The sequence below is a fragment of the Psychrobacter sp. UBA2769 genome (assembly GCF_002352555.1).
Classification (GTDB): Bacteria; Pseudomonadota; Gammaproteobacteria; order Pseudomonadales; family Moraxellaceae; genus Psychrobacter; species Psychrobacter maritimus.
In genome coordinates this window covers 50381-75269 of the sequence record NZ_DEIR01000001.1, presented here as the reverse complement: position 1 = coordinate 75269, position 24889 = coordinate 50381, and the positions used below count along the sequence as shown (strand labels likewise).

Here is a 24889-nt window from a genome sequence, read left to right as displayed (position 1 = left end):
TAATTGATTGGTTTGCACCATTTAGCAAGTGTTTATATTAACAATCTATGTAAGCTGTTTAATTTCACAAAGCCCAATTTTTTAGCCGAGTATTGCTATGATTAGTTTCTATCTGAACGGAAAGCACCATGAGATAAGCCACCTCAATCCGAATACGACGGTACTTGAGTATCTACGCTTGCACGAACATCAAACTGATACTAAAGAAGGCTGCGGTAGTGGCGATTGCGGCGCCTGTACCATTATGGCGCAACGCTTGCCTAACCATGCGACAAGCGACTCTAGTGACAGCACTCCTTTTTATACTTTTAACTCCTGTATCGCTCTATTGTCGCTGATGGATGGTCATCATTTAATGACCGCTTCTTATCTGGCGGACAATCCAGCACATCACCCAGAACGGGCCCTATTGCATCCTGCACAGCAGGCGATGGTTGACTGTCATGGCTCGCAATGTGGATTTTGTACTCCTGGTTTTGTGATGTCTCTGGCGAATTTGTATGAAAACCATCGTATGCAACAACAGCAAAATGCCAAGCAGGGCAGCACAAATGGTGAATCAAGCTATGATGACCTAAGCTATGATGATATTGTCGCCGCAATTTCAGGGAATCTATGCCGCTGTACTGGTTATCGACCCATCATTGAAGCAGGTCTAACGATGGGTAAGATTGGTCAGCAAAGAGACGCTGATAAAACAGTCGCAAAAGATTTGACTATAAGCTTAGCGACGGATGCGATGGCAAGTAAAAGTGATGCGCTGCTTAAAACTGCATCATTGGATACCTCGAATAAAGCGTCGACTATAGAGCCTGCTCTTGCTGAAGGGTCGCGGCAGTTATTCATTCCAAAGACAGTGGACGAGCTTAATCAGTTATTGGCCGTATATCCACAAGCGACTATTTGGGCGGGTGGTACGGACTTGGGATTAAGCATTACGCAGCACTTGGTTGATCATGAAGTGATTATTCAGCTGTCCGCTATTGATGAACTAAAAACTTGGTCGCTTTCTCATTCAAAGTCTAGCTCAAAGCATGATTCAAAGGCTAATGCAAAGCTGTTATCCGAGTTAGCCAATTCAACTGATAATGAAGAAGTAGTACAGGAATTGACGTTTGGGGCTGGCATGACCTATCAGCAAATGCTACCAATACTGGAACATAACTTTCCTGCCTTTGCCGCATTATTCGCAAGAACCGCTTCACCACAAATCCGTAATATGGGTACGCTTGGCGGTAATATTGCCAATGCCTCGCCAATTGGAGATTTACCGCCAATTTTACTGGCGTTAGAAGCGCGCATTCATTTGCGTCATTGTAATCCCAATAATGGAGATATTGGTGGTGAAGAGGCAAACGCTAAAGATGAAAACAATGAACATAATCAAAAGCCTTATATAGACGAGATAATACCCTTATCAGAATTTTTTATAGATTATAAAAAGACCAAGCTACGGGCAGGCAGTTATATTGTCGCTATTCATATGCCACTGATGCAGGCTAATCAGCATTTATTTATTCATAAAATTAGTAAGCGTTATGAAGATGATATTTCTGCTTGTTTGGTTGCCGTAAGAATCGATCTGTCAGCAGACGGTATGACTATTGACCATGCAAAAATCGGTCTCGGCGGTATGGCGGCAATACCATTATTAGCAAAAAATTGCCAGCAAGCGCTCCTAGGTCAACCCCTTGAGCTTGCAAGTTTTGAGAAGGCTGCAAAAGCGCTACCGATGGATGTCTCGCCATTAACAGATGTCCGAGCAAGCCGTGAGTATCGCTTGCATGTGGTGCAACGTTTACTAATTAAGTGTGGCAAGCAGCTGATAAAAGAGACGCAAACTGAGAGAGAATCATCATGAGCCATCAATCATCCTTATTTGACAGCTACAGTATTCGCCGCGTACGTCCGCCTAAAAATAAAATCGGCACTTCTGCCAAACATGATAGTGCGATAAGCCACGTCATGGGAACGGCAACCTATGTGGATGATATCCTAAAGCCGCAAGGCACTTTGCATTTGGCAGTCGGTAAAAGCAGTCACGCTCATGCTCGGGTAACCAGTATGGATCTCAGTGCTGTTAGAGCGGCTGATGGGGTCATTGATGTTTTAAGTTTTAAAGACTTACCCGCACAAACGGATATCGGCGCAGTGTTTGACGGTGAGCCATTGATGGTGGATGAGATCACAGAGTACGTAGGTCAGACGCTATTTTTGGTGGTGGCAACCACTCACCGTGCCGCAAAAAAGGCAGCGCTTAAAGCAGTTGTAGAATATGAGCCATTATCAGCAGTATTAAGTATTGATGAGGCTTTAGAGCAGGAACAGTTTGTACGTCCAAGCCACTTCATGCAGCGCGGTGATACCGAAGCAGCGCTTGCAAAGGCGCCTATGCGTATTGCAGGCCATATTCATATGCTAGGTCAAGAGCATTTTTATCTTGAAGGCCAAGTGTCCTATGTCGTGCCTTGTGATGATGGCGGACTTGAAGTCTATACCTCATCGCAGCATCCGAGTGAAGTGCAACAGCTGGTCGCTGAAGTAACGGATTTACCCTTTCATGCGGTCAACACGGTCGTACGCAGAATGGGCGGCGGTTTTGGCGGCAAAGAAACCCAAGCAGCTGCATGGGCATGCTTTTGCGGTATCGTTGCCAAACGTCACAATGTCCCTGTCAGTATGCGCTTGGATCGTCAAGATGACATGGTAGTGACCGGTAAACGCCACGAATTTGCCAACCGTTATGAAGTCGGCGTTGACGAGTCAGGACAAATTCTTGGCGTCGATATGCAGCTGGCTGGCTTGTGTGGTTATGCGCCAGATTTGTCCGATGCTATCGTCGATCGAGCGATGTTCCACTGTGACAATGCTTATTATTATCCAGCCGCGCAGGTGGCAGGGCATCGCTGTAAAACGCACACGGTGTCGAATACTGCTTATCGAGGTTTTGGCGGGCCTCAAGGTCTGATGACTGCCGAATATATGATGGACCATATTGCCTATACTTTAGGCAAAGACCCTCTGCAAGTGCGTTTGACTAACCTCTACCAAAATGGCCAAAGTACTCATTATGGTCAGCCAATTGAGCATTTTGATTTGGCAACGATTATGGAGACACTGGCAAAAGATTGTGATTATGATCAGCGTCGCCAGCAGATGATAAAAGCCAATGAGCAAGCCGAAGCTGAGGGCAGCGACAAACGTCTTGGCATGGCCTTAACGCCTGTGAAGTTTGGCATCTCGTTTACCGTGCAGACGCTCAATCAAGCAGGCGCTCTAGTACATATTTATACCGATGGCAGTATCCACCTCAACCATGGCGGGACAGAAATGGGGCAAGGGCTGTTTGTCAAAATTGCTCAAATCGTCGCCAATGAGTTTGATGTGGATTTGGATACCGTAAAAGTATCGGCAACGCGTACCGACAAAGTGCCTAATACCTCACCGACTGCGGCTTCATCAGGCACCGATATCAATGGTAAAGCCGCGCAAAACGCTTGTTTAACCATCAAGGCACGTATCGTCGAGTTTGCCGCTGAGTATTTTGAAGTGGCGCAAGAAGACATACGTTTTGAGCGCAATCATGTCTATATTGGTGATAAGGAAGATTTTACTTTTGCTGAAATGGTGCAGTTAGTGTATCAGCACCGCGTTAGTCTATCTTCTACTGGCTACTATAAAACGCCAAAGATATTTTACGACCGTTCTAAAGCGTGGGGTCGACCTTTCTTCTACTTTGCCTTAGGCGCTGCCTGTTCTGAAGTTGAAATAGATACGTTAACGGGTGAGTATCAAGTGCTGCGCTGCGACATCTTACATGATGCAGGACAGTCGATTAACCCCGCTATCGATATTGGTCAGATTGAAGGCGGCTTTGTGCAAGGCATGGGTTGGCTCACAACTGAGGAGCTTACTTGGGATAAAAAGGGAACACTAGCATCCAATAGCCCCGCGAATTATAAGATTCCAACGTCACATGATTTGCCAAAACAATTTAAAGTTAAATTATACGATCGTAAAAATGAAGAGCAAACCATTTATAATTCTAAAGCAGTTGGTGAGCCACCTTTTATGCTGGCAGCTAGCGTTTGGTGTGCTATCAATAATGCAGTCGCAAGCTTAAGTGATTATAAAAAGAACCCTGATCTTACGATGCCAGCAACTCCAGAGGCAGTATTAAAAGCGGTGATGCGCATGCAAGGCGAAGAGTGGGAGCTTGACACGAATGTAAACTTTGATGCGATTGATAGCTTGACTAGAGATGAGGAGGACAACTGCGGTATTGACGATGATAAAGTTAAGCCACAACTTGTGCCACATGCCGAAGATATCAAGCCGCCAGAGGTCGAGGGTCAGACAGTCGACGAGCAGCCAGAAGCGATAGAGCATCCTAACGTAGCAACGGCTAGAGGCCCTGCCCATAGTGAACCGACGCACAGTGAATAATTCATCATTGCCACCTATGCCAATACCAGTACGTTGGTATGATGGCCTAGCCCAGTATCAGCAGCAAGGGTCTGCGCATGTATTGGCGACTATCGTTGCGGTTAATGGGTCTGCGCCCCGAGCGCTACAGGCCAAAATGGTGATCACCCATGATAACTGTTGCGATACGCTTGGCGGCGGCGGTCTTGAGCATGATGTCGTCATGACAGCACGGCAATTGCTAAATGGTGAGATAGATACAACCATACTCAAAGCTTCTAAAAGAGACAAAAGTGTCAATAAAAATACCGACAATGACAATGACAATGATAAAGATAACGACAGTGAGTCGACGCCATCTAAAGTAGTAAGACGCGATGCGGTTTATACCAAGCATTATCCGCTAGGCGCAAAGCTAGCGCAGTGCTGTGGTGGTAGTGTCACTGTCATGTTTGAATACTTTAATGTGACGCCGCCGATGTCAATATTGGTATTTGGGGCAGGGCATGTGGCAGCAGCGTTGATGACGATACTGGCGGAGCTGCCTTGCCAAGTGGATTGGGTCGATAGTCGCCCTGAGATGTTTGAGCGCTATTTATTAGATAAATCTAATTTGCCAAACAAATCTATTCAAACAGAAGATTTGTCTCAAGGATTAGAAACTCAGCCTAGCTCAAATCAGCCCAAGCTTTATAATCTTCCTGCTCATATTCGCCCGCATATTGATGATGATCCTGTTGATTTCATTCGCCCGTTTATTGAACCATTTAAACAAAGCGGTCAGCGTTTTATTCTAGTTATGACCCATGATCATAGTCTGGATTTTGAGCTTGTACGTGCCGCGTTAGATGCTGCTTTAGAGGCAAACGGTTTAGCAACTAGTCTCGATAATGATGATTTAGATAATGATTTAGATAATGGTCGCTCAAAAGTATCGATGCCTTATATTGGTTGTATTGCCTCGGCAACTAAAGCAGAGCGTTTTAAAAGTCGTCTGCTGCAACGTGGTTATGATAAGCAGATAGTCGAGCAACTAACCATGCCAATTGGATTACCGATTGGTGGTAAAGAACCTATGGCCGTTGCCGTGTCTATCGCTGCGCAAATTTTGCAGCATTATCATCAAAAATAATCCATAACTGCTAGACCATCAATACTGATTTCTACCTTTACCATTAATTTAGATTCTAACTAAAACGTTCGGTATGACCAAGTGAAGGGAGATTTACTAATGGCTCTACATATTTATCAAGCGCAGCTCCTGCACTATCTTACCGAAAATGATCTGAATCAAGTAGTTGAGCGTGCGCATACTGGAAAACCCAACTCAACAGCTTCTAATTATTCAAATCCAGCAACCATTGATAAAAGCATAACACTATTACCAGTCATTGCAGGCCTTAACGTCTATCCTGAGTATATTGCTAATGGTGCGCTGGTTGTCGATGATGTGACAGGCTGCATTATAGATTATGGTAGTAGCGAAGCAATATTAGCAAGTTATGCTCAAACTAATGGTCAAGAACCGGTCAAGATTCATGATTATCGAGATAAGCTGATTATGCCGGGCTTCATCGATACCCATGTGCACTATCCGCAGATAGATATGATTGCGGCTTTCGGTGAGCAGCTACTTGATTGGCTCAATAATTATACTTTTGTCACTGAAGCCAATTTTGGTGATTCAAAAGTTGCCCATGATACGGCGCAATTCTTCTTAAACCAGTTACTCGCCAATGGCACGACCAGCGCCATGGTGTTTTCTACTAGCCATCCTGAGTCCGCAGAAGCCTTTTTTACTGAAAGTCACAGGCTCAATACCCGCATGATTACGGGTAACGTGTTGATGGATCAAAACGCGCCTGAGCATCTGTGTGTGCCTGCTGAGCAAAGTATAAAAGATTCGCAAGATATTATTGATAATTGGCATGGTCGTGGACGCCAACATGTGGCTATTACCCCAAGGTTTGCGATTACCTCAACGCCAACACAGCTGCAATTGGCAGGCGAGCTATATGCCAGCTACGACACTGTTTATCTGCAAACACATCTGGCAGAAAACCGTGAGGAAGTGGCTTTTGTACGTGAGCTGTATCCCAAGTATAAAGGTTATCTAGATGTCTACGAGGATATGGGGCTGCTGGGTCGATACACCACTTTGGCACATGGTATCTATCTGGAGACTCCAGAATACGAAAGGCTACGCGCAACTGGTACGCAAATAGCGCACTGTCCAACGTCTAATTTGTTTTTAGGCAGTGGATTATTTGATTTGCCTAAAACATTAAGCTATACCGGCGTAAGTATTGCCACTGATGTAGGGGCGGGAACCAGTTTATCGATGTTAGTAACCTTGTCAGAGGCTTATAAAGTTCAGCAATTACAAAACAACCAATTGTCCGCTCATCAAGGCCTATACCAGATTACTTTGGGCAATGCACAGTCGTTAATGCTAGATGATAAAATCGGTAACTTTATGCCTAATAAAGAAGCGGATTTTGTAGTAATAGACATGGCATCGACGCCTTTATTAGAAAGACGTATGGCGCAGACTAAAATACTTGAAGAACAACTATTTGTATTGATGATGCTCGGTGATGATAGAGTGGTTGAGGAGACCGTCATTGCAGGGGTAAGCCGTTATAAAAAAGCGGCTACAGCATAAGGTTAAATCATACAGGAACAGTTCGTGTGTTAAGGGTGTAGAGAAAGTAAATTGCAAAGTTTCTACGAACTGGGACACATCTTTAAATGACGATCAGCCTTTTTCTACTACAGCTTTTAAGTTTGCGTAAAAAAATACTGATCGTTTTTAATTATTAACGATGTTTAAACCTCAATCGCTAAAAATATGGCTACCGTATCATTCGGGATATTGTAGCCACACCCAACCATTTTCTAACCATTCGCTCAACTCGTCAGGATCGATATCTATGACATCTTGATGTTGCAAGTGCTCGCCATTAGCCAAGCGCACTAGTATGGCTGTTGCCGCAGCATCAAGACCATCAAGGCGTTGACCATTGGCATATAGCGTCACGCCATCATCAGTTTGGCTATAGAGTAGGCGATTACTATAGTCCGCTTGCAGCGTTGCACCTTCTGATAATGCTTGCATCAGCTCATCAGTGTCTACCGTTTCTTCTGGAATTAGCGCATCATACTGACGTTTGCTCACGACTTCCGACACTGCTTGACGAATAATATCGTCGCCGCGCTCAGATTGCAGCATTTGTAATAGTTGGTCTTTAATCGCATTGATACTATCTGCTTGCAATTCACCTGATGCTTGCAGCGCTTGTGGTAGTAGCATCGGGATAAATAAATCGCTATCGTTGGTGGCGATATCAGCTAGGCTATCGATAATTTGCATCAAATTTGGACGACGACAGCCAAATGAAAAGGTTAAGCAGTCATCTTGCGCGACGCCAAAGTGTGAAAGTTTCGGCGGTACATAGAGCACGTCACCAGCTTCTAGTATCTCATCAAAGATGAGCTCACCCATATCATCAAACAATCTAATCGGCTCATCGGCAACGAACTCAGTATCTTTATCACAGAATTTGCCGAGCTGCCAACGTCTAGACCCAAACCCTTGCGCTAAAAACACATCATAGTCGTCATAGTGCTTGCCCACCGAGCCACCTTTAGGTGCATATGAGACCATAATATCATCACGCTGCCATTGCGGAATAAAGTCAAATGCTTGCCATAATTGACCAAGCTCAGGTGACCACTGTTCCATATTCTGCACCAGTACGGTCCATTGTTTTGGCAAGTTATCAAAATCAGTTTCAGCCAATGGGCTTTTTTTGAGTTGCCATTGTGGCGCACCTTCTTGCTTAGTCGCGGCTTGGGTCAGTAGGCGCGCCGAAGCGTCTTCTTCAAGCGCAAGCCCAAGCATGTCTTCTGGCTCGAACATACCAATTAATAGCGGTAGACCTTGTTTAATGAGTAATGGTTTTTTTTGCCAATACTCGTTTAAGAATTGCTCAGGCGTAATAGAATCAGGTAAACAAAGGGGAATTGAGGTCATTGATAAATCCATATCTAAAAATGGGTATAAGATTAATAGTGAGGAGTGCTTTATAGGACAGTTTTAATAGTTTATGATTATTGCCTATCTGATAGTGAGTATTACAGTGTCAATATCAATAGCTACTGTCAGAACACTCCATCAATCGTAGGAAGTTTATGAAAAAATTGCATTTTATCGTCATTATCGCTAGCGTGTTTTTATTACAAGCTTGTGTCCATAAGATAGTGACCGTACCCGCTAAAATCGCTTATAAAACCACCAAAGGCGTGGTCAAAGGCACCGTCGCTGTCGGTAAAGCCATCATACCGGGCGATAGTGATGACGAAGATAAAAAGGATAAAAAATAAAACCTTACTCAAAAGCTATGTACCTCTAAAGACGCATCTTTAAGGATAAATCATAGCATTCAAAGTAAGGTCAATTATTTAGCAAGATATCAATGCATAGTCATTGATATCTTTTTTTAAGGTAACTGCAGCGTTTATTAAATCTTAGCAATCCACTCTTTAATTGTACGTGCTTGCTCAGCTGCATTACCGGTATAGGTGGCAGGCGTCATTTCACGTAAGCGCGCTTTATCCGCATCGCTCACAGCATTCAACTCATCACTTTCAACGAAGGTTAGCATGGCCTCACGAGTCATGGCATTGCCACGGGTTAAAGCTTTTAGCTTCTCGTATGGGTTTTCGACACGGTAGCGACGCATGACCGTTTGAATCGGCTCTGCCAACACTTCTTGGGCATTGTCCAAATCATCATTTAAGCGCTGCGCATTTAACTCAAGTTTGCTCACACCTTTTAGGCAAGCATCAAAGGCAATCATACTTTGAGCTAAGCCAACACCGATATTACGCAGTACGGTAGAGTCTGATAAATCGCGCTGCATACGTGAAATCGGTAATTTTTCACCTAAGTGAGCAAGCATCGCATTTGCCACGCCCAAGTTACCTTCTGAGTTTTCAAAATCAATCGGATTGACTTTATGCGGCATGGTAGAAGAACCCACTTCACCATCTTTTAGGCGCTGCTTGAAATAGCCTAAGCTAATATATTGCCAAATATCACGGTTAAAATCGATCAAAATAGTATTGAAGCGTCTTACCACATCAAACAATTCAGCGATATAATCATGCGGCTCAATTTGCGTGGTATAAGGATTAAAGGTCAATTCTAAACGCTCATTGATAAATTGCTCAGCATGAGTTTGCCAATCAACATCAGGATAGGCTGAGAAGTGCGCATTATAGTTACCGACCGCGCCATTGATTTTACCCAATAGTTCTACTTGATTCACTTGCTTAATTTGGCGAGCTAGACGGTAAGCGACGTTTGCCATCTCTTTACCAAGCGTCGTTGGGCTGGCAGTTTGACCATGCGTACGTGACAACATTGGCTGGTCAGCATGAGTAATAGCCAAGTCAACGATGCTGTCGGTTACTTGCTGCATTTTAGAAACGACAATTTCGCGGCTGTCTTTTAGCATTAACGCATATGACAAGTTATTGATATCTTCACTGGTACAAGCAAAGTGGATAAATTCTAAGCTATCTTCTAACTGCTGATTGCCGCGGAATTTGTCTTTGATAAAATATTCAACCGCTTTTACATCGTGGTTGGTCGTCGCTTCGATATCTTTAATGGCTTGCGCATCGGCTTCATTAAAGTCATCAACGATGCTGTTTAAAAAGGCATTGGTATCGGCATCAAACGCTGCCAACTCACCAATCGCGCTATTATCCGCCAATGACTGTAACCAGCGAATCTCGACGGTAACGCGGGCTTTAATCAGACCAAATTCAGATAAATAAGGACGCAAGCTGTCGGCTTTAGATGCGTAGCGGCCATCGATTGGGGAGAGTGCGGTAAGTGGAGTCATGAAGGGGCCTCATTTAATAGTAAATAAAATAGTAAATAACACAGTACAGAAATTTTAATGGCACAATTATAACCTGTTTATAAATAAGATTAAGTTAAAAAACAAATATCACATTAGTAAAATAATGTTTACTTGATAAATAGCTAGTGATATATTGCCGGATTAACTCAAACTCATATCAAACCAGGAACAAACAATGAATAAATTATTGGGCGTCTTATTATTAGGATCTACTTTGAGTTTAACTGCTTGTGGTGGTGACTCAGATAGTAGTGGTTCATCTTACACGGGCTCTAACTCAGCACCCACAACTCCGAATACACAACCTACAACTCCTCCCAAGCCTAGTATTGCTAAATGTAAATCTGAAGGTAACAATGTATATGTACCTAGAGAAGGCACATGTACTTTCGCAATTCCGAATGTTAATGGCGGTAAAGAGAGTAGCTATGAATGTTCGGGCAATACTGTTACTTTAGGCTCAAAAATTTCAGGGGGAATATCTGCTGGTAGCCTCAACTTTAATGGTTATATAGTTCAATGTGCTAAATAATATCTATCGGCTTAAAAGATAAGTCGATTTATTTTTAAAAGCATTCACACGGGTAGTGGATGCTTTTTTTATGTTCTAAAAGTTATAATCAGAAGTCTTCAACTCAATCAACTATAGTATTAAACCATTGATATCTTATGAAAGACAAAACCTTATTTATCTCATCTGTTCTTGTTGCCTTTTTATTTGGTGTTTTAAGCACCTATTTGTTTATGACCAAACAGCAAATGGATCGGGTTATGCAGACAAAGCGGCAAACCCCTATAGACACAAATAATCAAAATGGCTCTAATCAAGTAAGTAATACTTTAGTGGAGTTAGAGAGTTACGCAAATAATATAGGCGCAGGAAAATTATCAGCTGATCCAAACACAAAGGTCTCATCTCCCTCTATTAATGATTACTCACAGCAGCAAGCTATAAATATCGTTAATGATATGCCGGATTACGTCTTAGGTCAGTATGTTGATAAATTTATGGCAAAAGGCTCCAGTGATGTTATCTCAGATAAAAGACGGTTTGCCCAGCGAGCTGTCGAAGAACTATACAAATCAAATGACAATCAACCCTTAGTAGGCGATGTCAAATTATCTTTAAGTCAAGTAATGCCGCCAAACTCTTTAGATACATCAACCCTAAATAAAGATACTAAACTATTTGCGCATTTGGACACAGATGGTAAAGCCCCTGCTAGCCCTTTTGTTTTTGTAAAATGGGTCAACAATCAAACAGGGCAAGTGCTATTATTTGAGAAAAAGAATATTATCGCCGACAGTAACCAGAATTGGGTAAGTTTTAAACCATATGATGGCTGGACTTCAGGAAGCTATGATATTCGCTTTTATCAATTTACCTCAGAGCTTCAGCCAATCGCTCAATTGACTTATAATATTTATTCAGTAATTGAGTAAAACCTAAGAATTAAAACCCACAAGGCGCATCAATAACAGCAATCACACCGCCACCAAGACACACCTCATCGATATAAAATACTGCTGATTGACCAGGAGTAACGGCACGTTGCGGCTCATCAAATAGCACACGAACCTCAGAGCCATCATCATTTAGCGTATAAACACGGCAGGCCTGATCGGGCTGACGATAGCGAGATTTTGCCATGCAGCGTAAGCCTTCCGTGCTAAAAATATCGGCAGGCGGCAAGCCATCGACCCAGTCAAGCTTATAAGCTTGTAGCTCATTGCTCATTAGCATCGGATGCTCATGACCTTGACCAACGATTAAACGGTTTTTGTCCAAATCCTTTGCCAATACAAACCACGGTTCTTCTGGACGGTCTTTGACGCCGCCGATACCGATGCCGCCGCGCTGACCTAAAGTATAATACATCAAGCCATCATGCTGACCAATCACATGACCGTCGTCGGTGACGATATCGCCTTTTTGCGCCGGCAAGTACTGTTGTAAAAAGTCTTTAAAACGGCGCTCACCAATAAAGCAAATACCAGTAGAGTCTTTCTTTTTAGCTGTCGCCAAGTCATGCTCTTCAGCAATTTGACGCACGACTGGTTTTTCAAGCTCACCTACTGGGAATAGCGTCTTAGCGATTTTATCGCCACCAACCGCATGTAAGAAGTAGCTTTGGTCTTTATTATTATCCAGTCCACACAATAACTGGGCGACGGTTTCGCCGTTGTTATTTTCATAGTTCAGGCTGCGGCGCGTATAGTGACCGGTGGCAATATAATCAGCGCCAAGGGTCAGTGCATAGTCTAAGAACGCTTTAAACTTGATTTCTTTATTGCATAAAATATCTGGATTTGGGGTGCGTCCGGCTTTGTACTCTGCTAAGAAATGCTCAAAAACGCGATCCCAATATTCCATGGCAAAGTTGGCGGTATGCAGCTTGATACCGATTTTGTCACACACCGCTTGCGCGTCTGCTAGGTCATCCATTGCCGTACAGTATTCGGTGCCGTCATCTTCTTCCCAGTTCTTCATAAACAGACCTTCCACTTTAAAGCCTGCTTGCTGGAGCAAAACGGCCGATACGGAAGAGTCGACGCCGCCTGACATACCGACGATGACGTGCTTGCTGCTAGGATTGTCGATATCGGCAAGCGTCAAAGGACGATGGACGCTAAAAGAATCTGAAACGGGTAGGTTTGCGGTGTTTGGCGTGGCTGACATAAAATTGCTCAACAATTTATACGTTATCCAAAGTGTGACATGACGCTATTTATCAATAAAACGGCTAAGAGTGATAGACTTAGTCAGCTGATAAGGTCATCTCGTTTTTTGGACGGGGTATTTTGGTCTGGGTATTGTGATAAAATAAGCGTCATATTATAACAGTTAATTGTAAGCGGTGGCGACCTATGCGCGCTTACTGAGCGTAAAACCGCTTTAGAAATTTAGATAGTGGTTCTAAATTATTTCAATCACCCTTAACTCACTTGGAATGATAATGATAAAAATTGGTCAAGGTATCGATGTCCATGCGTTTCATAATACGGGCGAGCAGCAGCAATATGTGATACTGGCAGGTGTGCCGATAGAGCATACCCATAGTTTGCTTGCACATTCTGATGGCGATGTGGTGTTGCACGCGCTTGCTGACGCGCTGCTTGGCGCATTGGCGCTCGGTGATATTGGGCAGCATTTTCCAGATACCGATGCGGCGCACGCCGGTTTGGATTCGCGCGTCCTACTCCGTTATGTGTATGGTAAAGTGCAAGCCGCTGGTTATACTTTAGGCAATGCCGATATTACCGTCATGTGTGAGCGTCCAAAATTGGCACCGCATAATCAAGCGATGCGCGAAAATATCGCCAGTGACTTGCAAACTGATGTGAGTAATGTCAGCATTAAAGCCACAACGACTGAAAAACTGGGCTTTACCGGTCGCCAAGAGGGCATCATGGCCAATGCCATGGTATTATTGGTGCCGAATACAAATCTGGCGGGCGATTATGTTTCTGATGTTAATGTGTCGGACGCTTAATCCCTGATAATGATCTATGATGGTTGCAATATAATGGCAATCGCCCCATGTAGCAGCTACATGCCAAATTTAATGTGAAATATCTTTTTTTGATAAATAGTTTTAATACATAGGAGCTTTTATGAGTGAGCAAACCCCAAATACTGCTGCAAACGATGTTGAACAGCTGATTCGTGATCAAATTAAAGACAATAAAGTCATTCTTTATATGAAAGGCACGCCGCAGTTCCCGCAGTGTGGTTTTTCTGCCAAATCGATTGAGGTTTTGACGCAAATCGGTCGTCCATTCGCCTTTGTTAATATTTTAGAAAATCCAGAAATCCGTGCAACATTGCCAAAGATTGCTAACTGGCCAACGTTCCCACAGTTATGGATCGACGGCGAGTTGATGGGCGGTTCAGACATCATTTTACAAATGTACCAATCAGGCGAGCTTAAACCTTTGGTTGAAGCCAATAGTCCTGCTGCTTAATATTTAAGCGCGTTTATTGGGCAGTTTATATGTCTCAATAAATAGTTTGAAGCATTTTTGAAGCATTGAAGCACACTAAACCCGAATAGCCTTCTTTAGTAGATTGGAATGGCTATTCGGGTTTTTTATTGTCTATGCAATTTATTGTTTTTATAGCTTTTAGCCCCATATAGTGTGCAAGATAAATATATTTTGCATAAAAGAGAGAATTATATGAATAATCAATTAACAAACACGGAATTAACGGAGCAACAAGAGGCGGCTGAACAAGCAGCCATCGAAAAACGCCGCGAGCATTTAAAAAACGAATCAACCCGTTTAATCGATATGGCGGATAATGAGCCAAATTCTGCCCTTAAATGTATCCATCAGCTAAGCGTGGCAGGCGGTGCAACCGAGGCGACTTATATTGCTATTGAGCAGCGTATCGTCGCTGATCAAGATGCTGCCGGTGCCTATCATTTGGCATTATTGGCACAAAACACCCCAGATTTACCCATCGATGCGCGTCAACTTATCGAGCTTGTGGTCAATAAAGGCGATAACGCTCAGCGTTTGGCCTTGTTAAAAAACTTGCCGTTGCCGCCAGTTGAGATGATTAAAGAGCAAGTCTTGGCCAGCGATGATGGTGATGCTATTGGGCAGATGAATGCCTATTTGCAGATTAATCCAGAAGGTTATGGCAGCCATCATATGCTGGCAAGTGGGCACTCCGACCGTATTGTACCGCTCAGCCCTGGTAAATAAATCCCACCTAGGTTCATCAAGCTTCTATTGATATGCCTTGATAGCCAATTGCAATAATAGTTAATTTAAATAGTTTTTCGTATAACGTTTTTTCAGCGGCAAAAAATTGTTATAATTACCGGCTATCTAACCTATCTTTAATGGCTCATCTGAGTCGTTATCTCTTTTTAAATTCGACTGACGTTTATTTACCGGCAGCCATGCTATTTAACCATAGCCTCTGGCTCACGGTTGCGTTGAGAGTCAAGTGAGGCATACATGCAATACCCAAAAAATTACGACGTGGTAGTGATCGGCGGCGGTCATGCTGGCACAGAAGCTGCTCTGGCGGCCGCACGTATGGGGGCGCAAACTTTACTTTTGACGCATAATATCGAGACGCTGGGGCAGATGAGCTGTAACCCTGCGATTGGTGGTATTGGTAAGTCGCATTTGGTGCGTGAGATTGATGCGCTTGGCGGCGCCATGGCATTGGCGACTGACAAATCTGGTATCCAGTTTCGCGTGTTAAATAGTCGTAAAGGTGCAGCAGTTCGTGCCACGCGTGCGCAAGCGGATCGTATTCTTTATAAAGCCGCCATTCGTCATACGTTAGAGAATCAGCCAAATTTGGATATATTCCAACAAGCGGCTGATGATATCTTGGTCGAAAATGGTCGCGCGACAGCGGTTGTGACGGCAACCGGTATAATTTTTAACACACAAACCGTGGTACTGACTTCAGGTACGTTTTTAGGCGGTGTCATTCATATCGGTTTAGAGAATTCAAAAGGGGGGCGCGCAGGCGACCAGCCTTCTATCAAGCTTGCTGACCGTTTACGTGAATTGAAATTACCCGTTGGACGTCTAAAGACAGGGACGCCAGCGCGTATCGATGCGCGTAGCGTTGACTTTAGTGTCATGACAGTGCAGCCAGGCGATACACCGCTACCAGTGATGAGCTATATGGGCGATGTGTCCATGCATCCTGAACAGGTCAATTGCTATATTACCCATACCAATGCGCGTACCCATGACATTATCCGTGAAAACCTAGACCGCTCACCGATGTTTTCTGGCAAAATCGAAGGGGTAGGTCCACGTTATTGTCCATCAATTGAAGATAAGATTCACCGCTTTGCCGATAAAGACAGTCATCAAATCTTCATCGAGCCAGAAGGCTTGACCACGCATGAGCTATATCCAAACGGTATCTCAACCAGCTTGCCGTTTGATGTGCAATTAGATTTTATCCATAGTATGAAGGGTCTAGAGAATGCGCACATCACCCGTCCCGGCTATGCGATTGAGTATGATTATTTTGATCCGCAAAACTTGAAGCCAACTTTAGAGACCAAATCGATTGACCGTTTGTACTTTGCTGGTCAAATCAATGGTACGACAGGCTACGAAGAAGCAGGCGTGCAAGGTTTATTAGCCGGTACTAATGCGGCACTGGTCACCTGTGAAAACAGTGAATTTGACGTTTGGACGCCGCGCCGCGATGAAGCATATCTTGGCGTACTGGTCGATGACTTGATTACGCATGGCACCACTGAGCCATATCGTATGTTTACCAGCCGCGCCGAATATCGCTTGCTGTTGCGTGAAGACAATGCCGATCAACGCTTAACCGAAACCGGTCGTAAGCTTGGTTTGGTAGATGACGTGCGCTGGCAAGCCTATCAAGAAAAAATGGAAGCCATTGCTACCGAAACTTCACGTCTTAAAGATATTTGGGCGACGCCTGCTAATGCTCTAGGTCAGCAAGTGACCGAGCAGACAGGAGAGGTGCTTTCTAAAGAATCGACTGCTTACGATTTATTAAAACGCCCACAAATACATTTTAATGATATCGCTGCTATCACGGGCTCAGAGGTTGATAGCCAAGTCGGTGAGCAGATTGAGATTTCTGTTAAATACGCAGGCTACATTGACCGTCAGCAAGAAGATATCGACCAGATGAAGCGTTTGGAAAATACTGCATTGCCAATGGATTTTGATTATAGTGTGGTGTCAGGGTTATCTAATGAGATTGTACAAAAGCTGGCGCAAATTCGCCCTGCCACGCTTGCCCAAGCGGGACGCATTAGTGGTGTTACGCCTGCCGCTATTCAACTGCTTGCCATGACCGTTAAGAAGCAGAAAAAAGCACAGGCGGCGTTAAACTCATAATCATTGCTTAGCAAAGTGTTATGATTCAAAGCATGATTATTAAAAAAGCTCGTAACGAGTAATCGTTATGGGCTTTTTTTATGGCGAATAACTTAACAATTTCAGAACAGCTTGATGAGTTAAAGCTTGATACTTTAAAAAAGGAAAGGTTCAAAAGTAGGATAAAAATACCGACAAGGAGAGTCTTTATGCCTTACGATAAATTGTCAGAATTACCAGATGCCGTAAAAGACAACTTGCCTAAGCATGCGCAAGAGATTTTTCGCGCAGCATTTAATAGCGCCAGTAAACAATATGAAGATGAATCACGCTGGTTTGCTACCGCATGGGCCGCTGTCGAAAATACTTATGAGAAAAATGCGGACGGTAAATGGGTAAAAAAAGCAGAGTCCTAATTCAAATCATCAATAACGACGTTAGATACTCTATAATAAAACAGCCTTTTATTATTTAAACTTACTGATTCAAACTCACTGATTTTAACCAACTGCTAGTCATTGTTCTTTATTTTTTTAACAATACAGCTTTGGATACCCTGCTAACCTGAGCTTATTTATGACCGCTGCTATTATTTTTGCCATCACCATTGTATTGCCTAACCTTTTTTTGATGGGGTTGGGTTTTTTTATGCAGCGGCGCGGTGAGGCGAGTCAAGCTTTTATCGATCAAGCATCCAGCTTTGTCTTTAATTATTGTTTGCCTTGCTTGTTATTTTTTAGCGTCGTTGATAGTGAGGTCGATTATGCTAAGCAAATGATTTTAATCATGGCTGGTATTTTGGTGACCTTTATCCTATTTATCGGCGCCGAGATTTATGCCAGTTATTTTATCCGTAAGCCTGCCGACCAAGGCGTGTTTGTACAAGGTATCTTTCGCAGTAATATGGCGATTATCGGGCTGGCAACTGTCGCCAATGCTTACGGAGAGCAGGGCTTAAGTATTGGCGCCGTCTATATGGGGGTGGTGACGATATTATTTAATATCTTAGCCGTCATTACCCTGAGTCGTGTGTCCAAAAGCGCAGACGATACGTGGCTCAGTCGCAGCATAATGATTGTCAAAAAACTGTTTACCAACCCCTTAATCATTGCATTGGTTGCGGCATTTGCTTATAAAGCGTTACCGCTGCCGCCGATTACCGGTGTGATTCATAAGACGGGCGATTTGCTGGCGGCGGTAGCATTACCGTTAGCACTGATTTGCGCTGGGGCGAGTATTGATTTAAAGTCGATGTTGCATCCGTCGGGGCTGTCGATGCAGGCTAGTATTGGCCGTATCGTTATTGCGCCTTTTGTGGCCATCGCCGTTGGGTTAAGTTTTGGTTTATCGGGCATGCATATGGGTGTGCTGTTTTTAATGGCGGCGTCACCGACGGCGGCTGCCAGTTATGTGATGGCAAAGGCCATGGGCGGGAATGATATATTGGCTGCCAACATTTTAGCATTTACAACGGTAGTAGGAATGTTTGGTATGGCGATTGGTGCGGCGATACTACGTGTTTTAGGATGGATGTAGCAGGGTAGATATAGCGCCAATCATTGTGTTAAATCGTCGTGTTAAATGATGGATATAAAGTAAATAATAAACTGATAAAAAGGAGCACTCAACGTGCAGTTATTAAATCAAGCGGTCGTGACCGAACATCTTAATATGCAAGCGGCTATTGACGCTATCGAAGCAATGTTACATCAACAAGCTGTGCACCCTGAATGGGTTAAAGCCCCTGAGCGTTTGGTCATTGAGACGTTTAGCGAAGATGATAAACACAGCTCAGGCTCGCATTTATCGATGCCAGCGACGATTTATGATGGGGAAAAAGAATATACCGCCGTGAAATTGGTGACCATTTGCCCTGATAATCCTAGCCGCGATATGCCAACCACCACCGCCCTTATTACCGTATCCGATAATGATACGGGCGCCATATTAGCGATTATGGATGGCATTTATATTACCCAAGTGCGTACGGCGGCGTTATCAGGTATCGCAACCAAATATATGGCAAAGCCTGATTGTCAAAGCGTGGCAGTGGTTGGCTGCGGCGGCATGGCTTATGAGCAATTGCATGCGGTATTGACAGTACGTCCTGAAATTAAAACGGTCTATTTATGGAATAGAAGCAGTGAAGGCGCTGAGCAATTTAAAACGCGTTTTGAGCGTGATTATAGCCAGTGGAAGGTTGACATAAGCATTTGCAAAGATATCAATGACGCTATTTGTGATGCCGATATTATCAACGTGGCGACACGGGCGACGGAAGGCTTATTTGATAGTGAACATATCAAATCTGAGGTTCATATCAATGCGGTTGGAGCATATCAGCCGTCGATGAAAGAGATAAGCAATGAGGTTATCGCCAACAGTGATATGGTGGTGGTTGATGACTTGGTATGTAGTCGCCATGAAGCCGGTGACTTAATTCAAGCGCACGATAGCGAGGATTGTACATGGACGTGGAGTGACCTTAGTGGTGATTTGCAAGCGCTCGTCACCAAAGAGATCGTAAAATCAGAGCCGGGCATTACCTTGTTTAAGTCAGTCGGCGCGGCAAGCTTTGATGCGGCCGTGGCTTTATATGTAGCAAAACAAGCCAAGCAAAAAGCTTTTGGCGCGGCAGTTGATTGGTGAGACGACTGATAGCGTATAAAGCTAACAACTAAGCTTTGCTATCTTAATCATTACTATCATTAAAAAAGCCCCCGTTTCAAATTAGAAAAGGGGGCTTTTAACATCGAGAATAGTTATTTAATATTGTCTTTACGGCGTTTGCTTGCAAGACGCTGTTTGCGCTTGGGGCTAATATGATAGGTTAAATAGCTGCCCATAACCATCACCGCAATAAATGCCACGATATATAAAAATATTGATGAACCGATAAAAGTAGAGGGTTCCATGACCGTAATCTCATTAGGGCTTATCAATAATTATGCGAGCGGGGCGGTCTATTGTAAAGTAAACAAGTTTAGCTCAGGTGCAAGTTCCAGTGAACGTAAACGCGCTGCTTGGTCGTAAACGTTGGCAGTGACAATCAATTCATCTGGCTGATACTGCGCAAGGAATTTCGCAAGTTTCGATTTGACCGTTTCTACAGAACCGATAAATGACACGGATAAAGCATTGTCTACCATCATTCTCTCAGCAGGACTCCAGATGCTATCCATATCATAAGTTGGCATTGGCATTTGTCCGCGCTCGCCTCGGCGTAGACGCACAAAGCTTTGCTGCGCTGAGGTAAAGTGATATTGTGCGGTTTCATCATCATCGGCAAGTAATAAGTTTGCCGCTAGCATCACATAAGGCTTGTCCAAATACGCTGATGGTTTGAACTGTTCGCGATAAGCAGTGATGGCTTGACCAAGCATCTGCGGGGCAAAATGTGAGGCAAAGACGTATGGTAGCCCCAAATGTGCCGCTAAGGTCGCGCCAAACAGTGACGAGCCCAATATCCAAATAGGAATGTTTGATTTCGCCCCTGGGAATGACTGCACAGGACTGTCATCGGTGCCATCACCTAAGAAATACATGAGCTCTTGGACGTCTTGCGGGAAACGATCAGCATCTTGCATTTGACGGCGCAGCGCCTGAAATGTTGCACCATCGGTACCTGGCGCGCGGCCTAGACCTAAATCGACACGATCACCGTATAACGCTTGTAAAGTGCCAAACTGCTCAGCGATGATAAGCGGTGCATGATTGGGCAGCATGACGCCACCAGCCCCGATACGTATGCGCTTGGTTTGGCTACCGATGTGCGATAATAGCACCGATGTCGCTGCACTAGCGATACCCGGCATATTGTGATGCTCGGCCATCCAATAGCGGTTGAAACCAGATTTTTCTGCTTGCTGCGCGATAGCAACGGTTTGGGCAATGCCTTCAGCGATGGTTTTGCCTTCGGGTACGGGTGCTAAATCTAAAAATGATAATGGAATTGTGTTGCTCATGATTCACCTATTTTTAAGTTGTCGCCTTGTAACGACGTTTTTATAGTTAGTTTTTAAATATCAGGAATGAAAAGCAGGCTGATGATTCAATAGCTCATATGATGGGGCAGTTATAGAGAATATAAAGGTCAGCACTTAAGATAGTAACAAATCATAATAATTTGCGGCGTATATAAGAGCAAAAAAGCACCGCTATCTATTGAGAACGGTGCCGTTTGTATTTATGAGAAAAACGATGATTAAGCTAAGTGCTTGAAGTTATTACGAATTGCTTAAGCGCTGAGTTTTAAAAAGCTACTCCTTAAAAAGCTACTCCTTAAAAAGCTACTGGCTCAGTTAATAACTACTGACTAAATTGCTTTTGGCATAGCTCCATAAAGGCGCGTCCGTATTGACGGATTTCTGCATCATCACGTACCGCCATCCAACTGGTAAAACGCCCAAAATGATCGACAGGAATGGCGGTTAAATTATGATAATGGCTTGGCTCAAATGCCATTTCAGCGATAATACCAATACCCAATCCTAATCCAACATAAGTGCTAATCACATCGGCATCAAGGGCGGCGAGTACGATATCAGGCTCAAGGCCTGCATCGCTAAAGGTTTTATCAATCGCGCCGCGTCCCGTAAAGCCGCCGTGATAAGTCACAATCGGATAGCTGGCAAGCGTTGGTAAATCAATCGATTCCAATCCTGCAAGCTCATGGTCGCTTGGTACAATGACCCGATGCGTCCAGTCATAATAGCGGTAACAACGCAAATAGTTATTGTGTAATAACGATTCAGTGGCAATACCGATATCTGCCTGCCCGCGAATGACCATCTGGGCGATGGTTTCAGGATCTGCCTGTTGCAGGATTAAATTAACCTTGGGGAAGCGCTCTTTAAATTCTTTGACCACTTCTGGCAATACATAACGCGCCTGCGTGTGCGTGGTGGCAATCGTTAACGTGCCAATATTGGGATTATTAAAATCCAGACTGAGGTTTTCAATGGTACGAATTTCAGCAAAGATAGATTCGATGTGCGGCATGAGTGCTGTGCCCATGGTTGTCAGACCCGTCAGGCGTTTGCCTTGGCGCACGAACACTTCGGTTTTAAGCTGGTTTTCAAGTGCTGCAATATGTTTTGATAGACTCGATTGGCTGGTATGCAGCACAGTTGCTGCTTGACTTAAATTATAGCCATTAATTACCGTATGCCACACTGTTTCCAACTGCTTAAGTTGGATTTGTAGATGCCGCTGATTGACCACTACGTCGATTGCCATCACTTAACCCTATTGTATAAATATACAAACCCTGTCTGTATATAAAAATAAAAACGTACAAATACTCAGTAAGTCACCAGTGTAAATCAAAGCTATTATTCTTGTATATAATAAATAGCTATGAATTTATGTTAATTAGGAATATAGAATAGTTTATTTAACTTAAATGGACAAGTTGATTTGAAAACAAGATACGGTTAGAGAAAGTCATTTTAATATTTAAGTGAGTTTTTGATACACGACGTTACCGTCATGAAATAAATAAGGTGGCCAAATGCTGTGGTTATTAAGTTAATGCAAAAACATCTAGTCAAGGTTAGCGTTCTCAAGTACCATAATTCAATTTTGTGCTAATGATAGTTTTGTGCAACGCTGAGCAATTTTTATCGATCCTTTTTATCTATAATCAATAAGAAATGATTGATAAAAATTGTGCGCAGTTGTGTTCTTTTGTCTCAAGTTTTGGTGAGTTATTATGTCTGCTGTCCAACCTGTAACGCCTGATCAACCGATTGCCAAAAAATCATGGGGAGAAGCCGCCAAAGCTTATCTAGACCCACGTGTCATTATCATGCTGTTTTTAGGGTTTTCAGCCGGTATTCCCATTCTGCTTATTTTTTCCAGTCTGTCATTATGGCTAAGAGAGGCAGGCATTGACCGTGGTGTTGTCACCATGTTCAGTTGGGCAGCATTGGGATACTCATTTAAGTTTATTTGGGCGCCATTAATCGACGCGCTGCCGGTGCCTTTTTTGACCAAATGGTTGGGTCGCCGCCGTAGTTGGATGGTGGTATCACAGCTGCTTATTGTATTGGCTATCTTTTTGATGGCGACGGTCAATCCTGTTAGCGAAGACGTATTGGTTTATATGGCGGGTGCGGCGGTTTTGCTGGGCTTTTCTTCTGCCACCCAAGATATCGTCATTGATGCTTACCGTATTGAGCTGGCACCGCCATCGATGCAGTCTATTTTGTCCTCTATCTATGTGTCAGGTTATCGCGTTGGTATGATTGTGGCTGGGGCAGGCGCGCTATATTTAGCAGATTATTTCGGTTCGACAGAAAGCTTTTATAGTTATGAAGCGTGGCGCAATACCTATTATATTATGGCTGGGGTCATGACTTTGGGTATATTGACCACCTTTGCCAGTTATGAGCCAACGGCTGAAATTTTGCAAAGTCATAAGCAAAAAAGCAACCTGAAAGTTTTCCTAATTTACTCAGCGTTACTATTAATACCAGCTTTATTGTTCGGCGTTATATACCTTATCAATATCCTTATTAATAAGGTCTTTGATAGTACCATCGCGCTGATACCGCTAATGGCAATGCCAGGTATTAAGTTTTACTTTTTAGCGCTGGTGGTGTGCGCGCCTCTGCTGCTGTTGTACTTTATGATTAATCAACCCAAAATTATCAATAAAGCGCCATTGGTGGCTGAAACCCGCGAAGACTATGTCAGATTGGTTTTATTGTTTGTGTTTGCCGTCGTCGCATTTATCGCGGCCTATGTATTAATAGGGCAGATACTGCCTGAGTTTGAAGGCGTGTTTGTCAGCTTTATTAGTGAGACATTGCATTTACTGATAAGCTTAGCCGCAGCATTGGCAGCAGGTTATGCATTAGTAAAAGTAGGTTTAGTCAAAAAAGAAATTGCGATGGCGACGTGGATTGAGCCTATCTTAGATTTCTTTAGACGCTATGGTAAAAAGGCATTATTGTTATTAGCGCTGATTGGTTTGTACCGCATCTCAGATATTGTGGCAGGGGTGATATCAAACGTCTTTTATCAAGATATGGGCTTTAGTAAAACCGATATTGCCAATGCGGTAAAATTGGTTGGCGTGATTATGGCCATTGCTGGTGGTTTCTTAGGTGGGCTGTTGGCGCAGCGTTTTCGTATCATGCATGCCATGATGATTGGTGCTATTCTCGCTTGTGCGACCAATTTATTATTTGTGGTGCTGACCTATAATCCGGGCAGTCTGCCAATCATGTATATGGCGGTAATTTTTGATAATTTAGCCGCAGGTCTTGCTAGCGCGGTATTTATTGCTTTCTTATCGGCGTTGACTTCTATACGTTTTACCGCGGTACAGTACGCTATTTTTTCTTCGTTAATGACGCTTATTCCTAAGGTTATGGGTGGCTATTCAGGCTCTATTGTAGATAGTATGGGCTATCCGTTCTTCTTTATTTTTACCTTTGCGATTGGTATTCCAATTTTAGCGCTGATTTACTTTGTCGATAAACATATCGTCATTGGTGATAACGATGATATTTATGGCGACAATGACAATAATGGCGATGGTGAAGGCGGCAAAGGTATTGGTGATAAGTTAACCAAAGCCAATCCAAATCTAACAGATACCAAAGAGCCACCACGGGCATCAGAGTAGTTAAGACAATAAAATATAACCAGTTCGACAAGCTTATTTAGTAAAC

Annotated in this window: 21 protein-coding genes; 15 read left to right on the top strand and 6 right to left on the bottom strand. The window is 43.5% G+C overall.

Annotated elements, in window-relative coordinates; genetic code table 11:
* Positions 1 to 97: 97 nt before the first annotated feature.
* The 4 genes from B3Q63_RS00330 (at position 98) to guaD (ending at position 7090) form a co-directional block, all read left to right on the top strand.
* A complete protein-coding gene (locus B3Q63_RS00330; RefSeq protein WP_296172428.1) occupies positions 98 to 1861 on the top strand; it encodes a xanthine dehydrogenase small subunit in 1764 nt (587 codons plus the stop codon).
* Positions 1858 to 4446, top strand: a complete 2589-nt coding sequence (gene xdhB, locus B3Q63_RS00325) for a xanthine dehydrogenase molybdopterin binding subunit (RefSeq protein WP_296172424.1) — start codon at positions 1858 to 1860, stop codon at positions 4444 to 4446. The genes B3Q63_RS00330 and xdhB overlap by 4 nt, the downstream gene beginning before the upstream one ends.
* The gene (locus B3Q63_RS00320) at positions 4439 to 5557 is read left to right on the top strand and encodes an XdhC family protein (protein ID WP_296172421.1); all 1119 of its coding nucleotides are present in this window, start codon (positions 4439 to 4441) and stop codon (positions 5555 to 5557) included. The genes xdhB and B3Q63_RS00320 overlap by 8 nt, the downstream gene beginning before the upstream one ends.
* A gap of 99 nt (positions 5558 to 5656) precedes the next feature.
* The gene (guaD, locus tag B3Q63_RS00315; RefSeq protein ID WP_296172420.1) at positions 5657 to 7090 is read left to right on the top strand and encodes a guanine deaminase; all 1434 of its coding nucleotides are present in this window, start codon (positions 5657 to 5659) and stop codon (positions 7088 to 7090) included.
* A gap of 198 nt (positions 7091 to 7288) precedes the next feature.
* Here the strand turns inward: guaD and B3Q63_RS00310 are convergent, their stop codons facing one another.
* On the bottom strand, positions 7289 to 8461 hold the full coding sequence (locus tag B3Q63_RS00310; protein WP_296172417.1) for a cupin domain-containing protein: 1173 nt from the start codon (positions 8459 to 8461) through the stop codon (positions 7289 to 7291).
* 158 nt (positions 8462 to 8619) lie between these two features.
* Between B3Q63_RS00310 and B3Q63_RS00305 the strand changes: the two genes are divergently transcribed.
* Positions 8620 to 8811, top strand: coding sequence for an NF038104 family lipoprotein (locus B3Q63_RS00305; RefSeq protein ID WP_183617888.1), 192 nt, complete (start codon positions 8620 to 8622; stop codon positions 8809 to 8811).
* A 137-nt stretch (positions 8812 to 8948) separates the two neighbouring features.
* Here B3Q63_RS00305 and purB read toward each other — a convergent pair whose 3' ends face one another.
* On the bottom strand, positions 8949 to 10340 hold the full coding sequence (purB, locus tag B3Q63_RS00300) for an adenylosuccinate lyase (RefSeq protein ID WP_296172413.1): 1392 nt from the start codon (positions 10338 to 10340) through the stop codon (positions 8949 to 8951).
* Between the two features lie 196 nt (positions 10341 to 10536).
* On the opposite strand from purB, the gene B3Q63_RS00295 reads away from it, so the two are divergent.
* Both B3Q63_RS00295 and B3Q63_RS00290 read left to right on the top strand, forming a co-directional pair.
* Positions 10537 to 10893, top strand: coding sequence for a hypothetical protein (locus tag B3Q63_RS00295; protein ID WP_271133140.1), 357 nt, complete (start codon positions 10537 to 10539; stop codon positions 10891 to 10893).
* Between the two features lie 137 nt (positions 10894 to 11030).
* Positions 11031 to 11804 (top strand): hypothetical protein, encoded by a 774-nt coding sequence (locus B3Q63_RS00290; protein ID WP_296172405.1) that lies wholly within the window; start codon positions 11031 to 11033, stop codon positions 11802 to 11804.
* A 10-nt stretch (positions 11805 to 11814) separates the two neighbouring features.
* Here the strand turns inward: B3Q63_RS00290 and mnmA are convergent, their stop codons facing one another.
* Positions 11815 to 13041, bottom strand: coding sequence for a tRNA 2-thiouridine(34) synthase MnmA (gene mnmA, locus B3Q63_RS00285; RefSeq protein ID WP_296172402.1), 1227 nt, complete (start codon positions 13039 to 13041; stop codon positions 11815 to 11817).
* Positions 13042 to 13312: 271 nt separating this feature from the next.
* Here mnmA and ispF point away from each other — a divergent pair, with 271 nt between their 5' ends.
* The 7 genes from ispF to B3Q63_RS00250 all read left to right on the top strand — a co-directional run bounded on the left by ispF (position 13313) and on the right by B3Q63_RS00250 (position 19856).
* Positions 13313 to 13855, top strand: coding sequence for a 2-C-methyl-D-erythritol 2,4-cyclodiphosphate synthase (gene ispF, locus B3Q63_RS00280; protein ID WP_296172400.1), 543 nt, complete (start codon positions 13313 to 13315; stop codon positions 13853 to 13855).
* A gap of 121 nt (positions 13856 to 13976) precedes the next feature.
* On the top strand, positions 13977 to 14327 hold the full coding sequence (grxD, locus tag B3Q63_RS00275; RefSeq protein WP_025653310.1) for a Grx4 family monothiol glutaredoxin: 351 nt from the start codon (positions 13977 to 13979) through the stop codon (positions 14325 to 14327).
* A gap of 213 nt (positions 14328 to 14540) precedes the next feature.
* Positions 14541 to 15074, top strand: a complete 534-nt coding sequence (locus B3Q63_RS00270; RefSeq protein WP_296172392.1) for a hypothetical protein — start codon at positions 14541 to 14543, stop codon at positions 15072 to 15074.
* Positions 15075 to 15332: 258 nt separating this feature from the next.
* Positions 15333 to 17228, top strand: a complete 1896-nt coding sequence (mnmG, locus tag B3Q63_RS00265) for a tRNA uridine-5-carboxymethylaminomethyl(34) synthesis enzyme MnmG (protein WP_201618632.1) — start codon at positions 15333 to 15335, stop codon at positions 17226 to 17228.
* Positions 17229 to 17416: 188 nt separating this feature from the next.
* Positions 17417 to 17623: a ChaB family protein gene (locus B3Q63_RS00260; protein WP_296172388.1), complete on the top strand. Its 207-nt coding sequence runs from the start codon at positions 17417 to 17419 to the stop codon at positions 17621 to 17623.
* A gap of 160 nt (positions 17624 to 17783) precedes the next feature.
* The gene (locus B3Q63_RS00255; protein ID WP_201618630.1) at positions 17784 to 18743 is read left to right on the top strand and encodes an AEC family transporter; all 960 of its coding nucleotides are present in this window, start codon (positions 17784 to 17786) and stop codon (positions 18741 to 18743) included.
* Positions 18744 to 18836: 93 nt separating this feature from the next.
* A complete protein-coding gene (locus B3Q63_RS00250) occupies positions 18837 to 19856 on the top strand; it encodes an ornithine cyclodeaminase family protein (RefSeq protein ID WP_296172382.1) in 1020 nt (339 codons plus the stop codon).
* A gap of 113 nt (positions 19857 to 19969) precedes the next feature.
* On the opposite strand, the gene B3Q63_RS00245 is transcribed toward B3Q63_RS00250, so the two are convergent.
* From B3Q63_RS00245 to B3Q63_RS00235, 3 genes are all read right to left on the bottom strand, one after another.
* Positions 19970 to 20122, bottom strand: coding sequence for a hypothetical protein (locus B3Q63_RS00245; RefSeq protein ID WP_296172379.1), 153 nt, complete (start codon positions 20120 to 20122; stop codon positions 19970 to 19972).
* Positions 20123 to 20170: 48 nt separating this feature from the next.
* Entirely contained in the window at positions 20171 to 21172 is a 1002-nt protein-coding gene (locus B3Q63_RS00240) for an LLM class flavin-dependent oxidoreductase (protein WP_349676418.1), read from the bottom strand.
* 343 nt (positions 21173 to 21515) lie between these two features.
* Positions 21516 to 22445 (bottom strand): LysR substrate-binding domain-containing protein, encoded by a 930-nt coding sequence (locus B3Q63_RS00235; protein WP_296172376.1) that lies wholly within the window; start codon positions 22443 to 22445, stop codon positions 21516 to 21518.
* Between the two features lie 475 nt (positions 22446 to 22920).
* Here B3Q63_RS00235 and B3Q63_RS00230 point away from each other — a divergent pair, with 475 nt between their 5' ends.
* Positions 22921 to 24843 carry an AmpG family muropeptide MFS transporter gene (locus B3Q63_RS00230; RefSeq protein ID WP_296172373.1) on the top strand — a complete coding sequence of 641 codons (1923 nt, stop codon included), beginning with the start codon at positions 22921 to 22923 and terminating at the stop codon, positions 24841 to 24843.
* The last annotated feature ends 46 nt before the right edge of the window (positions 24844 to 24889 follow it).

What these genes read in the sequence shown, in the direction of transcription:
- B3Q63_RS00330 (WP_296172428.1), top strand. Translation starts at nt 98, where the DNA reads ATGATTAGTTTCTATCTGAACGGAAAGCACCATGAGATAAGCCACCTC.
- xdhB (WP_296172424.1), top strand. Translation starts at nt 1,858, where the DNA reads ATGAGCCATCAATCATCCTTATTTGACAGCTACAGTATTCGCCGCGTA.
- guaD (WP_296172420.1), top strand. Translation starts at nt 5,657, where the DNA reads ATGGCTCTACATATTTATCAAGCGCAGCTCCTGCACTATCTTACCGAA.
- B3Q63_RS00310 (WP_296172417.1), bottom strand. Translation starts at nt 8,461, where the DNA reads ATGACCTCAATTCCCCTTTGTTTACCTGATTCTATTACGCCTGAGCAA.
- B3Q63_RS00305 (WP_183617888.1), top strand. Translation starts at nt 8,620, where the DNA reads ATGAAAAAATTGCATTTTATCGTCATTATCGCTAGCGTGTTTTTATTA.
- purB (WP_296172413.1), bottom strand. Translation starts at nt 10,340, where the DNA reads ATGACTCCACTTACCGCACTCTCCCCAATCGATGGCCGCTACGCATCT.
- B3Q63_RS00295 (WP_271133140.1), top strand. Translation starts at nt 10,537, where the DNA reads ATGAATAAATTATTGGGCGTCTTATTATTAGGATCTACTTTGAGTTTA.
- B3Q63_RS00290 (WP_296172405.1), top strand. Translation starts at nt 11,031, where the DNA reads ATGAAAGACAAAACCTTATTTATCTCATCTGTTCTTGTTGCCTTTTTA.
- mnmA (WP_296172402.1), bottom strand. Translation starts at nt 13,041, where the DNA reads ATGTCAGCCACGCCAAACACCGCAAACCTACCCGTTTCAGATTCTTTT.
- ispF (WP_296172400.1), top strand. Translation starts at nt 13,313, where the DNA reads ATGATAATGATAAAAATTGGTCAAGGTATCGATGTCCATGCGTTTCAT.
- grxD (WP_025653310.1), top strand. Translation starts at nt 13,977, where the DNA reads ATGAGTGAGCAAACCCCAAATACTGCTGCAAACGATGTTGAACAGCTG.
- B3Q63_RS00270 (WP_296172392.1), top strand. Translation starts at nt 14,541, where the DNA reads ATGAATAATCAATTAACAAACACGGAATTAACGGAGCAACAAGAGGCG.
- mnmG (WP_201618632.1), top strand. Translation starts at nt 15,333, where the DNA reads ATGCAATACCCAAAAAATTACGACGTGGTAGTGATCGGCGGCGGTCAT.
- B3Q63_RS00260 (WP_296172388.1), top strand. Translation starts at nt 17,417, where the DNA reads ATGCCTTACGATAAATTGTCAGAATTACCAGATGCCGTAAAAGACAAC.
- B3Q63_RS00255 (WP_201618630.1), top strand. Translation starts at nt 17,784, where the DNA reads ATGACCGCTGCTATTATTTTTGCCATCACCATTGTATTGCCTAACCTT.
- B3Q63_RS00245 (WP_296172379.1), bottom strand. Translation starts at nt 20,122, where the DNA reads ATGGAACCCTCTACTTTTATCGGTTCATCAATATTTTTATATATCGTG.
- B3Q63_RS00240 (WP_349676418.1), bottom strand. Translation starts at nt 21,172, where the DNA reads ATGAGCAACACAATTCCATTATCATTTTTAGATTTAGCACCCGTACCC.
- B3Q63_RS00235 (WP_296172376.1), bottom strand. Translation starts at nt 22,445, where the DNA reads ATGGCAATCGACGTAGTGGTCAATCAGCGGCATCTACAAATCCAACTT.
- B3Q63_RS00230 (WP_296172373.1), top strand. Translation starts at nt 22,921, where the DNA reads ATGTCTGCTGTCCAACCTGTAACGCCTGATCAACCGATTGCCAAAAAA.